This window comes from Micromonospora marincola (assembly GCF_056150385.1).
Map to the genome: position 1 here is coordinate 712,771 of NZ_JAXCFT010000002.1, position 13,622 is coordinate 726,392.

Here is a 13,622-nt window from a genome sequence, read left to right on the forward strand (position 1 = left end):
CGATCGCAAACCAGGAGCAAGAGCAATGGCGAAGGCTGCGGCACTGCGCAAGCCGAAGAAGAAGGTGAACCCGCTCGACAAGGACGGGATCACCTATATCGATTACAAGGACACCGCGCTGCTGCGCAAGTTCATCTCCGACCGCGGCAAGATCCGCGCTCGACGGGTGACCGGCGTTACCTCGCAGCAGCAGCGGCAGATCGCCCGTGCGGTCAAGAACGCCCGCGAGATGGCGCTCCTGCCGTACACGGCCACGGCCCGCTGAGAGGGGGGACGGACATGAAGATCATCCTCACTCAGGAGGTGTCCGGCCTCGGCTCTCCGGGCGACATCGTCGAGGTCAAGGACGGCTTCGGCCGTAACTACCTGCTGCCGCAGGGCTTCGCGATCGGCTGGACCAAGGGCGCCGAGAAGCAGGTCACGGTCATCAAGCGGGCCCGCTCGGCCCGGGATGTCCGCGACCTCGACCACGCCAACGAGATCAAGGGCCAGCTCGAGGGCCTGAAGGTCAACCTGAAGGCCCGCGCCGGCGACGGCGGTCGGCTCTTCGGCTCGGTCACGCCGGCCGAGATCGTCGACGCGGTCAAGGCCGCAGGCGGTCCGACCCTGGACCGCCGCCGGCTGGAGACGCCCGGCCACATCAAGGCGCTCGGCGCCTACCCGGTCAGCATCCGGCTGCACCCCGAGGTGACCGCCAAGTTCGACCTGAACGTGGTCAAGGACTGACGCGACACACCGCACCACGGAAGGGCCCGCACCGGTTGTCCGGTGCGGGCCCTTCCCGCTCTCGACGACAGATCGCCGCGTCCGCGTCAGCCGATCGCCTGACCGGTCACCGCGCTGATCACCACCGTGGACAGCCCACCACCCACCACGGCCGCCGCCAACGCCACCGTCGCCGACCGCCACGTCGTCCCGACCTGACGCAGCAACACCGCCACCACGAGGCTGCTCACCAACGCCAGCCCGAACCGCGGCGCCGCCGCCGACAACGACGCGAACGCGTGCGCCCGAGGCGAGTCGCAGCCACCACCGCTGATGTCGGTCACGCACCCCGGAGGGGCAGCCCCGTCCAGGAACACCAGACCGAAGAAGAGCAGCACCGCCGGCACCAGATAGCAGGCGGCCGTGTAGACCAACGGCCGCAGCGGCCCACCCGGATCCGGATCCAGCAGGTCGTCCTCGATCCGCCGGCCCCACGAACCCCCGCCGGCCGGGCCCGTCCCCCACCTGCCGGCGGACCCACCGCCCACCGGCTCCGCCGGCCGGCGCCGAGGCGGGCTCTGTGGACGCGGAGCGGAGTACGCGACCATCGGCGACCGCGGCGCCGACGTCGGCGTCTCCATCCACCGAGGATCGTCCCCCGCCAACCGGGTACCCGACCAGAACTCCTCGACCTGCTCCGGCGACGCCCAGCCCTCCCGCACCGGCGGCGCCGTACGCTCCCACGGGTCGACCGCCGGATACCTGTCGCCGGTGTCCCGTACCCGGTCCAGGGGCCCGGTGTCGGTGAACCGGTCCCACTCGCCGGTGTGCTCCGTCCGGTCCCACCCGCGCTCCGCCTGCTCCCACCGGTTGCCGGTGGACGCCCGGCCCCACGCGTGCACGCCCGACGCGTCCCACGGATCGACCGCCGGCTGCTCCACCGGCGCCGGCTCGACGGCCCGACTCCGATCCCACGGATCCGGCTCGGCCGAACGGCCCCGATCCCACGGGTCCACCGCGGGCGGCGGCCAGGACGAACCCGTCGTCGACCGCCGGCTCCGCCGGGTCGGCTGCTCGGCCGCCCACCCACCGGCGTCCGCATCCGCCGCCGCCTCCTCCGGCAGCCCCGACCAGGTCACCTGAGGTCGGCGGGTCGCCGCCCGACGGGGACGGCTCCGCGGCGCCATCCCCGACACCGGCCCGTCCTCCGCCTCGGCCCGCCGGCTCCCGACGTACCCCCGCTCGTGCGGGGCGTCGATGGTCCACTCAGCGGTGTGGTCCGACACCGGCCCGGCGCCGATGGCCCGCAGCTCACGCCGGTCGTCGTCCCGACGCCACCCGACGTCGCCCCGCCAACCGCCACCCGAGGACGGCGACTCCGCCTCCGCGTCGGTCTCGTCGTCGTCCGGCGCGGCGTGGCGCCCGCCGCCGTCCGCCTGGCTGATCCCCGACTCCACCGCCCAACGCGGAAGATAGGCGTCCACCGGCTCGTCCTGGCCACGCTCGATCGCCCGCCGTCGGCTCGGGGTGCGCTGGCGCTCCGGCACGTACGAGTCGACCCGGCGCGGACCGGCGGAATCGTCCCAGGAACCGCTCGGCCGGCGCTCGCGCGGGCTGTCCTCCCCGCTTCCCCAGTCCCGGTGTCTCACGGCCGGAGCGTGACCTCTCTCAACCCGAAAGTGCAATCCGCTGTCAAGGTGCAGCCGTTCGCAGCGATAGTACGGGACGAACGGCGCAAAGGCTCGACCTGAAATCTTCCGTCCACAGGGTGGGGACGGGAAAAGCCCAGGTCAGAAGCGATTGGCCCGGAATTCCCCGTCACTTTTCCACACCCTGTGCACACCCTGCGCACATGCCGACCCCCCTGCGTCCACAGGTTGTCCCGAGGCTCGTCCACCGACCCTGTTGGTGGCTGACCTCGGGTTCCGTATCGTGGCCAGCGACCGCCGGGCGATGACCCCCGATCGACCCGAGGGTCGGCGGAAGTTGTCCTACCTCGGCGATAGAGCTGGACTCGATCCGACGCAGCAAGGGGGGGAACCCGTGTCGGGCACCGACGAGACGGGCGCGGACCGGACCGGGGGGCAACCGTCCGAGCCGCCCCGGCGGGATGCGTCCTTCGAGAAGACACCACCCCAGGACGTGGCCGCCGAGCAGTGTGTCCTCGGCGGCATGCTGCTCTCCAAGGACGCCATCGCGGACGTCGTGGAGATCCTCAAGACCAACGACTTCTACCGCCCGGTGCACGCCACCATCTTCGACGCGATCCTCGACATCTACGGTCGCGGCGAGCCCGCCGACCCGATCACGGTCGCGGCGGCGCTCGCCGACGCCGGTGACCTCGCCCGGATCGGCGGCGCGCCCTACCTGCACACCCTGATCGCCAGCGTGCCCACCGCCGCCAACGCGGCCTACTACGCCCGCATCGTCGGCGAGCGGGCCGTGCTCCGCCGGCTGGTCGAGGCCGGCACGCGGATCGTGCAGCTCGGCTACGGCACCGGTCAGGGTGGCAGCCGCGACGTTGACGACATCGTCGACCTCGCCCAGCAGGCCGTCTACGAGATCACCGAGAAGCGGGTGAGCGAGGACTTCGCCGTCCTGGCCGACATGCTCCAGCCGACGCTCGACGAGATCGAGGCGGTCGGTGCCCAGGGCGGCGTGATGACAGGCGTGCCGACCGGCTTCACCGACCTCGACCGCCTGCTCAACGGCCTGCACGCGGGGCAGTTGATCATCGTGGCCGGCCGGCCTGGTCTGGGTAAGGCGCTGGCGCTCGACACCCCACTGCCCACCCCGAAGGGTTGGACCACCATGGGGGCGGTGCGCGTCGGCGACCAGCTGCTCGCGGCCGACGGCAACCCGACCACGATCACCAACGTCTTCGACGTGATGCACGACCGCCCCTGCTACGAGGTCGAGTTCTCCGACGGTTCGGTCATCGTGGCGGACGCTGAACATCTCTGGAAGACCACCACCCGGGCCAGTCGCCGGCAGCCCGAGTCGCGTCCGCGGCGACACTGGTCCGATGCGGCGTTGTCGAGGGTGCGTGCGGTCGAAGCGAGGGCGTCCGCCGAGCCGCACCGCCTGGTCACCCTGGCGGAGACGCTTGAGCATGTCGGTCCCGAGTTCCGCAACGTGCTGCATGCGGTGGCCCGCCAGGTCGGTGCGAACGGCCGGGTCGCCCGGCCGGTGACCCGCGCCGGCAAGGCGCGCAACTGGACTGCGCCCGGCTATCCGGCGGGTGCGCTCGTGTCCGGCCTTCGCGAACGGGCCGAGCGGCAGATCAACGACGGTGCCCGGATGGTGCACGACGGAGTGGTGACCACCGCGCAGATCGCTGCCACGCTGCGTACCGACACGGCGGACCGCCGCCTCAACCACGCCGTGGAAAACTGCTCGCCGCTCCAACTCCCGCGACGGGAACTGACGGTCCCGCCGTACGCCCTCGGCGTGTGGCTCGGCGACGGGCATACCGGGGCCAGCCGCTTCACCACGGCGGACGCCGAAATGGTCGACCTGGTGGCCAGAGAGGGCTTCCAGGTGCGACGCAGCGGACCGATGGTCTACACCGTCCTGCTGCCCGTCGTGGCCGGGGCGGTGGACCGCACCTGCGTCGACTGCGGTGGCTCCACCCGGGCGCTACGGGAGAACCCGGCGGTCCGACGCTGCGCCGGGTGTCACGAGCGAGGCGGTTCGTTCCTGGCGCTGCTCCGTCAGCTTGGGGTGGCCTACGACAAGCACATTCCGCAGGATTACCTCCGTGCCTCGGAAGCCCAGCGTCGGGCGCTCCTCGCCGGGCTGATGGACACCGACGGTACGGTGGCGCCGACTGGGAACCTCCAGTACACCTCCACCTCGAAGCGCCTGATCGAGGGCGTCCGGGAACTCGTGATCAGCCTGGGCTATCGATGCACGATCGCCGAACGGAGGGTGCGCGGGCGCACCGAGGACTCGTCGATCGCCTACACGGTGAACTTCTCCACCCCGGACCCGGTCTTCCGCTTGGAACGGAAGCGGGCTGCGCACCTGGCCCGGCGACGGACATCCTCGGACGTGCGTTCCCACTCGCGCTTCATCGTGGACGTACGGCCGGTGGCAAGCGTTCCGGTGCGGTGCGTGACCGTCGACAACGACGACCACTTGTATCTTGCTGGCCGGTCGATGATCCCGACCCACAACAGCACAGCCAGTATGGACTTTGCACGGAACGCCGCCATTCGCGCCAACCAGGCCGCGGCCATCTTCTCGCTGGAGATGAGCAAGGTCGAGATCGTCATGCGACTGCTCTCGGCCGAGGCGCGGGTGCCGCTGCACGTGCTGCGCAGTGGGCAGCTCTCCGACGACGACTGGACCAAGCTCGCCCGCTGCATGGGCGAGATCAGCGAGGCGCCGCTCTTCGTCGACGACACGCCGAGCATGAACCTGATGGAGATCCGGGCAAAGGCACGCCGGCTCAAGCAGAAGCACGACCTGAAGCTGATCGTCGTCGACTACCTCCAGCTCATGACCTCACCGAAGCGCACCGAGAGCCGGCAGCAGGAGGTCGCCGACCTGTCCCGTGGCCTGAAACTGCTGGCCAAGGAGGTCGAGTGCCCGGTGATCGCGGTGAGTCAGCTGAACCGTGGCCCGGAGCAGCGCACCGACAAGCGACCGCAGTTGTCCGATTTGCGCGAATCGGGCTGCCTTACGGCGGAGACGAGACTCATCAGGGCTGACAACAACTCGGAGATAACGCTCGGCGAGCTTCTCGCCAACCAGGCGAAGGACATCCCGGTATGGGCCTTGAACGAGAGTCTCCGCTACACGGCCCGGACGCTCACTCACGCGTTCCCCAGTGGAACGCGTGAAGTATTCCGGATGACCCTCGCTTCCGGGAAGCAGATCGACGCCACGGCGAATCATCCTTTCCTCACGTTCGGTGGTTGGATGCCGTTGGCTGAGCTCGCGACGGGAGTGAGGATCGCTGCTCCCCGGCACATCCCGCCGCCGCTAGCAGTCCAGCCCTGGGACGAATCGGAGGTGATCTTGATGGCCCACCTGCTTGGCGACGGCTCGTTCGTCCGACGCCAGCCGATTCGCTACGCCAGCTGCGACGAGGCGAACCTCACAGCCGTGTCGGAGGCCGCCCGATATTACGGAATCACGGCAGTACGCGACGACTACGCGGCTGCTCGAGTGACCACTCTCCGCCTACCAGCGCCCTTCCGACTCGCCCGTGGGCGGCGGAACCCGATCGCTGAGTGGCTGGACGGGTTCGGGTTGTTCGGGCTCCGCTCCCACGAGAAGTTCGTGCCCGCAGCGGTCTTCGGCCTGCCAAAGGAACAGATCACCCTGTTCCTGCGGCATCTATGGGCCACTGACGGGTCCGTGACCGTGAACAAGTCCGGCCGAGGGGGACGTGTCTACTTCTCCTCCACCTCGCGGCGGATGCTCGAGGACATCTCGCGCCTGTTGCTCCGCTACGGGATCTCATCGCGACTCAGGCAGGTCCCGGTGGCCCGGCACCGGCCGCAGTACACGCTCGATGTCTCCGGTCGAGACGACCAGCTCCGTTTCCTGCGTGAAATCGGTGTGCACGGTGAGCGCGCCGGTGGTTGCGCGGCGCTGCTGGTGAGTCTTGAGGCTATGGTGAGCAACCCGAACGTGGACACCGTGCCCCGGGAGGTGTGGACGCGGGTGCGTGAGGTTCTGGCTGAGCGAAAGATGAGCCATCGAGAGTTCGCGGCGGCGGTCGGCACCAAGTTCTGCGGCAGCACGATGTGGAAGCACGCACCCAGCCGGTCACGTCTCGCCAAGATCGCCTCGGTCCTGGACGCTGCCGACCTGGATCTGCACGCGACGAATGACGTCTTCTGGGACGAAGTCGTGGCAATCGAGTCCGTTGGTGAGAAGGACGTCTACGACGCGACGGTGCTCGGCACGCACAACTTCATCGCCAATGGAATTGCCGCCCACAACTCGATCGAGCAGGATGCCGACGTTGTGATCCTGCTGCACCGGGACGACTACTATGATAAGGAATCGCCCAGAGCGGGCGAAGCGGACTTTATTGTTGCCAAGCATAGAAATGGTCCGACCGACACGGTGACGGTCGCAGCTCAGCTGCACCTGTCACGCTTCGTGGACATGGCCATCGTCTGAGCGCCGCCTCGCTCCAAGGTCTCGAGCTCAGTTGGACGAGAGGTCCGGGCGGTGCTCCCGGACCCACTTCTCGACGTCCGACTTCCGCCAAATCTGGCCCATCTTGAGCACCTGATACGGGGCGGGGAAGTCGCGCCGGGAGGCGACCACCGACGCGCGGGCGCGCGAGACGCCGCCGAGCATGTCTCGGATCTCGGCGATTCCCACGAACTCGACCACGCCTTGACGGTAGGCACCGCCGACTGTCGGACGGTCGATAACAGCGATAGGGGTTGACGATCGCTAACAACGCGAGCACGATCGGGGGATGAGTGCGTTGCATGCCTCCCCCGTACCCGATCGTGGTCGCCGGGCCATGCGACCGCACACTCCGATGCGACCACGCTGGCTCTGCCGCGTCTGCGCCGGACCTTGGCCGTGCCAGCCGGCCCGCCTGTTGCTGCTGATGGACTACCGGCGCGACCGCGTCGCCCTGTCGGTCTACATGGCGACCTGCCTGTTCGACGCCACCGCCGACCTGCTGAAGCAGAACCCGAACCCGCAGGAGCTGTTCGACCGCTTCGTCGGCTGGACCGCCCGCCCCCCGCTGCGGTGAGGGGCGTCAGCCGAGCAGGGGGAACCAGCCCGCGGCCTCGCCCAGCTCGAACCGGTCCCGGTCGGTGAGCGGCACCCGACCGGTGGCCTTCAGGAGATATCCGTGGTCGGTCCAGTCGGCCGGTCGCACCGCGTCGTCGCTGAGCAGGCCGTCCATCGTGGTCACCGCCACCCGGGTCGGGCCGGCCGCCGGCCGCGGCGCGTCCGGCAGGTCCAGCACCAGGTCGAGGTGGTGCACGACCGCCTCGGTGGTCAGGGTGGCGAGCAGATCGGGTACGCGCAGCACGTGCCCCTGGGTGGTCACGTACCCGTCCGGGTCTGCGACGGCGGCGGCGCGGACGGCGGCCGGGGCGGTGTCGGACCAGATCCGGACCACGCCGCTGGGCCGGTCGAAGGCGGCGGCCGACCGGCGGACCCACCAGGCGTGCTTCGCGCCGGCGTCGTCGTCGCCGGGGGTGAACGCGCGCCAGTAGCTGACGTCGTCCACGTCGGCCGGGCCGGGAACCGGGCTGGCCAGCGCGACGAGCGCCCGTCGGGCGTCGCCGAGCACGTGGAAGAGCAGATCGGCGACGAGCCAGCCCCGGCAGCGGGTCGGTCGTTGCAGGCCGGCGTCGTCGAGCGGGGTGACGGCGGCGGTGATGCCGGCGTACGCCTGGGCCAGCGCCTCGTGCGGCCGGATCGGGCTCATGTGGAGCAGCCTGCCACGGCGCGCGGCGGTCGGCACGGCGGTTAGGCGGGGCCCCTTCCTATCGCCCAGGCGTTAATAGGGGCCCCCTCCTAACCTCAGTCGAAGAGTTCGCCGAGGAAGCCGTGCTTCTTCTTCTTGCGGTAGTGGCCGTGGTAGCCGTAGTGCTGCTGCCCGTGGCCGTACGCGGGCTGCGCGTACCCGTGACCGGGCGGCGGTGGCGGCGGGGGCGGGGGAACGGCGCCGTACCCGGGCTGTTGCGGGGCGGCGGCGGGCGGGGGCGGCGGCGGGTAGCCGGCCGCCGCGGTGGGCGCGGCCTGGGAGGCGCCGCCGTGCTTCTGGTTCCAGTTCGCCTCGGCGTCGAACAGCTTCTCGAGCTCGCCGCGATCGAGGAAGATGCCACGGCATTCGCCGCACTGGTCGATGATCACTCCGCTGCGCTCGTACTGGCGCATGTCTCCACGGCATTTGGGACAGGTGAGCTGCATGACACCGACGGTACCGGGTGATTTCACGCGGTGGCGGTCAGCGCGTGCGTCACCTCGTCGTCGGAGACCTCGTGGAAGTCGTCGTAGTAGGCGCCGACAGCGGCGAAGTCGGGCGGAAGTTGGCTGCTCACGACCGTGTCGGCGGTGGCGGTGAGCATCCCGTACGCCTGCTCGGAGCCGACCGGGACGGCGACGAGCACGCGGGCGGCGCCGAGGTGGCGGGCGACCTGCACGGCGGCGCGGGCGGTGGCGCCGGTGGCGAGCCCGTCGTCGACGATGACGGCGGTGCGGCCGGTCAGGTCCAGTGGCGGGCGCCCCTCCCGGTAGCGCTGTTCGCGGCGGTCCAGTTCGGCCTGTTCGCGGCGGCGGACCTGGGCGCGGTCGTTCTCGCTGATCCGGCCGGCGACCATGTCGTTGAGGACCTGCACGCCGCCGGGGCCGAGAGCGCCGTACGCCACCTCGGGCGCCCAGGGCACGCCGAGCTTGCGGACGACGAGCACGTCGAGGGGGGCCTGGAGTCGGTCGGCGATCACCCGGGCGACGGGCACGCCGCCGCGGACCAGGCCGAGGATGATGACGTCGGACCGGCCGGCGAGGTCGGTGAGGCGTTCGGCGAGGTCTCGCCCCGCCTCGGCCCGGTCGCGGTAGGTGGTCATCCCTCAGGTGTACGCCCTCCGACCGGTTCACGCCTGGCGGTTGCCGGGAATACCGGCCGGTCGGCGTGCCCGGTCCGGGTCTCGGCGAGCGCCAGCGCCGGGGCTCCGACGAGCAGGGCGACCGGGTAGAGCAGATAGCCGAAGCGGGTGGAGGGCATCAGCAGGATCGCGGCGAGCAGCCCGTACCCGCAGATGAGCGCGGTGGCGGCGGCGGTTCGTGGCGGGCGGCGAAGCAGCCGGACGGCGATCGTCAGGCCGACCGCGACGAGCAGGGCGGCGGCGACGGCGCGGCCGGCGGGAAACGTCTCGGCGATCAGGTGGCCGGGGAACGGGGACTGGGCGGGGCTGGTGACCAGGCCGTGGCCGAGCGGGAAGCGCAGGACGTTCTCGACCAGGGCGTCGGAGTCGACGAGCAGCACCGGGAGTAGCGCGAGGACGGGCAGGCCGAGGGCGCCGAGCGCGGTCCGGGACCCGGACCGCCGGGTGGCGGCCCAGCAGATCAGCACGATCGCGACCGGCCAGGCGAAGAGTTTCAGGGCGCCGGCGGCGCCGACCGCGAGGCCGGCGCGGCCTGGCCGGCCGGCGGCGGCGAGGGCGAGGGCGAGCAGGCAGAGCGCGAGTACGGGGAGGTCGTCGCCGCCGGTGGCGAGCGTGAGCGCGCCGACGGGTAGGACGGTGGCGGCCTGGACGGCGCGCAGCAGCGCGGCGGAGCGGCGGGGCGAGGCCGGGGCGGCGGTGGTGCGCAGCGTGGTGACCAGGGCGGCGAGGGCGAGTGCGGTGGCCACGGCGAACCAGACGCGGGCGTCGGTCCACCAGGCGTCGACGGCGGCCCGGGGCAGCCCGAACAGGGCCATGCCCGGCTGGTAAGGGGTGTAGCCGAGGAGTTGTTCGCCGGGTGGCAGGGCGGCGATCGCGTCGGGGCCGAGGTAGGGGGTGCCGTGTTCGGCGAGGCGGGCGCCGGCGTGTTCGACGACGATCACCTCCTCCTGGGCCCGGTCGGTGCGTCCGCCGGCTCGTTCGATGCTCTGCGTGACGACCGGCAGCAGGGCGGTGGTGGCCCAGGTGAACGCGGTGACCGTCAAGCGGGCGGGCAGCTCGGCGAGGGGAGTCCCGGGGGCGCGGTGACGGGCGAGGAGTTGGGTGGTCGCGGCGAGCGTGGCGAGGGCGTACCCGATGGTGGCGACCGTGCCCCACGCGCGGTGCGGCGGCAGCGTGGAGGTGACCGCGGTGATCGCGGCGAAGGCGGTGGCGGCGGCGTAGAGACCCAGGTCGAGGGCGAGGCCACCGGCGGCCGTGTCGAGCGCTGCCCAGCGACGGGCGGCGGGGGTGGCCGGGTCGGCGTGGGCGGTCACGCGGGCCAGTCTCGCAGACCGGCGTCGCGTCGCGGCCCGGTCGGGGCGGGTGGTCAGAGCTTGCGGGTGGTCAGAGCTGGCGGGTGGTCAGGGCTGGCGGGCGTCGGTGGCGGTCGGTGGGGTCGGGCGGGAGCGGGCGCCGCCGGCGCGGCGGCCGGGTAGCCGGATGACGGCACCGGCGTCGTGCAGCGGCGTGGCGAGCGCGCCGGGCCGGCCGCCGGCGCCGCGGTGGAGGGCGGCGAGCAGGGCGCCGGCGGGCAGCGGGCGGGCGAACAGGTGGCCCTGCCCGGCCGCGCAGCCCAGTTCCCAGAGCGCGCGGCGTTGCGGTTCGCTCTCCACGCCCTCGGCGACCACTGTGAGGTCGAGACTGCGGCCGAGGTCGAGGGTGGAGCGGATCACGGCGGCGGCCTCGGGCGCGGTCTCCATGGCGGTGACGAAGCTACGGTCGATCTTGAGTTCGTGGACCGGGATGCGGGAGAGCAGCGAGAGCGACGAATAGCCGGTGCCGAAGTCGTCGAGGGCAAGCCGGACACCTGAGTCGCGGAGCCGGCTGAGGACCCGGTCGACCACGTCGAGTTGGCTGAGGGTGAGCGTCTCGGTGAGTTCCAGCACGAGCCGGTCCGGCGGGAGGTCGTGGGCGCGTAGCCGGGCCAGCACGGCGCCGGGGAAGCGGGCGTCGAGGAGGCTGCGGGGTGACACGTTCACCGAGACGGGCAGGTCGAATCCGGCGTCGTGCCAGGAGCCGGCCGCGATCAGCGCCTGGTCGAGGATGGCCTCGGCGAACGCGGGGAGCAGCCCGGAGCGTTCCACCGCTTCGAGGAAGCGCAGCGGGTCGATCAGCCCGTGGGTGGGGTGGTGCCAGCGGGCCAGCGCCTCGGCGCCGATGACCTTGCCGCTGCCCAGGTCGACGATGGGTTGGAAATTGACTGTGAACTCGTGGTCGGCGACCGCCCGGGGCAGTTCCCCGCCGAGGGTGAGCCGGTGCAGGTCGGCGGTGTCGCGGGTCGCCGCGTACGTGGCGACGCGTTGGCCGGCGCGTTTGGCCTGGTACATCGCCACGTCGGCGCGACGGAGCAGTTCGGGCATCCCACCGGTGGCGGGGGCGGCGGCGATGCCTCCGCTGGCCTCCACACTGATCCGCATGCCGTCCAGGTCGAGCGGGTCGTGCAGCACGGCGAGCAGCGCCTCGGCGCGGTGCGCGGCGACCGCCGGGGCGGGCAGGCCGCGCAGGAGCACGGCGAACTCGTCGCCGCCGAGCCGGGCGACCAGGTCGTCGGGGCGGGCCGCGCCGCGCAGCCGCTCGGCGACCTGGATCAGCACCCGGTCGCCGGCACCGTGCCCGAGGGTGTCGTTGACCTCCTTGAAGTGGTTGAGGTCGATCAGCACGAGGGCGGTGACGCCGTCGGCGTGGCGGGTGGTGAGCTGGGCGGTGCCCTCGTCCAGCAGGTGCCGGCGGTTGGACAGGCCGGTGAGGGCGTCGTGGGTGGCGGCGTAGGCGTTCTCGGCGGCGATGCGGGCGAGTTCGGCGTACGCCTGGGCGTTGCGGACCGCGGTGCAGAGCGCGGAAGCGAACGTACGCAGGGTGTACTGCTCCCGTTCGGAGAGGTCGATCGGCCCGGCGAAGCGAAGTCGCAGCATGCCGATGTTCTCCGCGCGGTCGTGTCCTTCAAGCGACACCGGCACGATCCGGCCGTCGGTGTCGCTGGGCGGCGGCGTCGTCCCGTCGTACCCGACTCCGGCGGCGCCGCCGCGGACGGTGCGCCCGCCCTCGCGCAGCTCGATCTCGACCTCGTCGGCGGAGAAGAGTTCGGCGGCTTCGGTGACGGCGGTGGTCAGCACCTGGTCGAGGTCGACCACGTTGAGCGCGTCGGTGGCGCGGGCGAGTCGTTGCCAGGCCTGCTGTTCGGTGCGGGTGCGGATCCGGGTGGAGTAGGCCAGGTGCAGGCTGAGCACGAGCGGCGGCACGGCGAGCAGTAGTCGCGGGTCGACCCGCAGGATGAGCACCGTGCATGCGGCGACCAGGAAGCGGATCCCGAAGCCGGCCACCCGCAGATCCAGGTCGGTGCGGAACTGCCGGAGGACCGGCGTGCCGGACGCGAGCGCGATGACCGGAATGGCGAGTATGTCGTCGAGTACCGCCGCCACCAGGTAGACGGCTCCCAGCAGCAGCACGATGGTCAGGGGTTGACGGGGCGGCCAGGTCTGGCCGAGCAGCGCGATGGCGACCGTGCTGCCGCCGGCCACCAGGGTGTGTTTCGCGATTGCGAAAGCCGTCTTGATCGGTGCCAGACGGGTGATCGATCCGCAGGTCACGCCGATGCCGGTGGCCAGGATCACCCAGGACGGCGGTGCGACGGCGAGGCCGATGACGATCGCGGTCTCGACCCAGGCGAAGGCCAGGGTGGTGGACCGGATCCGCAACGAGGTCTTGATGATCGTGGCCAGGGCGACGGTGACCACCAACGTCGTGACGGTCACCAGGTCGCGGACCGAGTCGGGCGGTTGCTCGCGGGCGGCGAGCAGGGCGGCGAACGTGACGAGGGCCGCGCACACGACCAGGGTGTACACGAGGATGCGCAGAGGCGGTTCGACGGGCCGTCGGCCGTCGGCCGTTCGAGTCAACCGGCATCACCCGCCGCTCACCGTCGGTATGCGATGAGCGGCAGCCTACCTCGTCGCCGGGTACCGGAGAACTCTCAGAGCCATTCGGTGCTGCGCATTTGTTCAGCCCTCCTCGGATATCGCACGGGTCGTGGGTGCCGGTGACCAAAAGTCCGTCAGGTCCATTCGGTGCTGCGCATTGTCACGACCCTCCTCGGATAGCTCTTGTGCGGATGTCCGCGCCTTGTCGGCTGAAGAGCAGGTTAGAGGAGGAGTTGCGCTATAAGGAAGAATTAATGTCGGTATGCGCAATATAAGTAACTATCGCCCGTTAAATGACGGTCTGTCCACAAGTTGTATGCGGAGCGGAGCCGACACTCTCCTTGTGGTACCCACGTCG

Annotated in this window: 11 protein-coding genes; 4 read left to right on the top strand and 7 right to left on the bottom strand. The window is 71.1% G+C overall.

The genetic code is table 11. The features are described from left to right. The first annotated feature begins 25 nt into the window (after positions 1 to 25). Positions 26 to 265 carry a 30S ribosomal protein S18 gene (rpsR, locus tag SM450_RS07945; protein WP_007073789.1) on the top strand — a complete coding sequence of 80 codons (240 nt, stop codon included), beginning with the start codon at positions 26 to 28 and terminating at the stop codon, positions 263 to 265. A gap of 14 nt (positions 266 to 279) precedes the next feature. Continuing rightward, on the top strand, positions 280 to 726 hold the full coding sequence (gene rplI, locus SM450_RS07950) for a 50S ribosomal protein L9 (RefSeq protein WP_474618989.1): 447 nt from the start codon (positions 280 to 282) through the stop codon (positions 724 to 726). A gap of 86 nt (positions 727 to 812) precedes the next feature. Here rplI and SM450_RS07955 read toward each other — a convergent pair whose 3' ends face one another. Further along, the gene (locus SM450_RS07955) at positions 813 to 2,354 is read right to left on the bottom strand and encodes a hypothetical protein (RefSeq protein WP_474618990.1); all 1,542 of its coding nucleotides are present in this window, start codon (positions 2,352 to 2,354) and stop codon (positions 813 to 815) included. Between the two features lie 523 nt (positions 2,355 to 2,877). Between SM450_RS07955 and SM450_RS07960 the strand changes: the two genes are divergently transcribed. Then, positions 2,878 to 6,846, top strand: a complete 3,969-nt coding sequence (locus SM450_RS07960; RefSeq protein WP_474619051.1) for a replicative DNA helicase — start codon at positions 2,878 to 2,880, stop codon at positions 6,844 to 6,846. A 27-nt stretch (positions 6,847 to 6,873) separates the two neighbouring features. On the opposite strand, the gene SM450_RS07965 is transcribed toward SM450_RS07960, so the two are convergent. Then, complete coding sequence (locus tag SM450_RS07965) at positions 6,874 to 7,065, bottom strand: hypothetical protein (protein WP_474618991.1); 192 nt, start codon at positions 7,063 to 7,065, stop codon at positions 6,874 to 6,876. A gap of 88 nt (positions 7,066 to 7,153) precedes the next feature. Between SM450_RS07965 and SM450_RS07970 the strand changes: the two genes are divergently transcribed. Then, entirely contained in the window at positions 7,154 to 7,441 is a 288-nt protein-coding gene (locus tag SM450_RS07970; protein WP_474618992.1) for a hypothetical protein, read from the top strand. A gap of 6 nt (positions 7,442 to 7,447) precedes the next feature. On the opposite strand, the gene SM450_RS07975 is transcribed toward SM450_RS07970, so the two are convergent. The 5 genes from SM450_RS07975 to SM450_RS07995 form a co-directional block, all read right to left on the bottom strand. Further along, positions 7,448 to 8,128, bottom strand: coding sequence for a maleylpyruvate isomerase N-terminal domain-containing protein (locus SM450_RS07975; protein WP_474618993.1), 681 nt, complete (start codon positions 8,126 to 8,128; stop codon positions 7,448 to 7,450). Positions 8,129 to 8,223: 95 nt separating this feature from the next. Beyond that, on the bottom strand, positions 8,224 to 8,613 hold the full coding sequence (locus tag SM450_RS07980) for a TFIIB-type zinc ribbon-containing protein (protein ID WP_474618994.1): 390 nt from the start codon (positions 8,611 to 8,613) through the stop codon (positions 8,224 to 8,226). 23 nt (positions 8,614 to 8,636) lie between these two features. Further along, on the bottom strand, positions 8,637 to 9,269 hold the full coding sequence (locus SM450_RS07985; protein WP_474618995.1) for a phosphoribosyltransferase: 633 nt from the start codon (positions 9,267 to 9,269) through the stop codon (positions 8,637 to 8,639). Further along, positions 9,266 to 10,621, bottom strand: a complete 1,356-nt coding sequence (locus SM450_RS07990; protein ID WP_474618996.1) for a glycosyltransferase 87 family protein — start codon at positions 10,619 to 10,621, stop codon at positions 9,266 to 9,268. The genes SM450_RS07985 and SM450_RS07990 overlap by 4 nt, the downstream gene beginning before the upstream one ends. Before the next feature lie 87 nt (positions 10,622 to 10,708). After that, positions 10,709 to 13,201 (bottom strand): putative bifunctional diguanylate cyclase/phosphodiesterase, encoded by a 2,493-nt coding sequence (locus SM450_RS07995; RefSeq protein WP_474619052.1) that lies wholly within the window; start codon positions 13,199 to 13,201, stop codon positions 10,709 to 10,711. Positions 13,202 to 13,622: the final 421 nt, after the last annotated feature.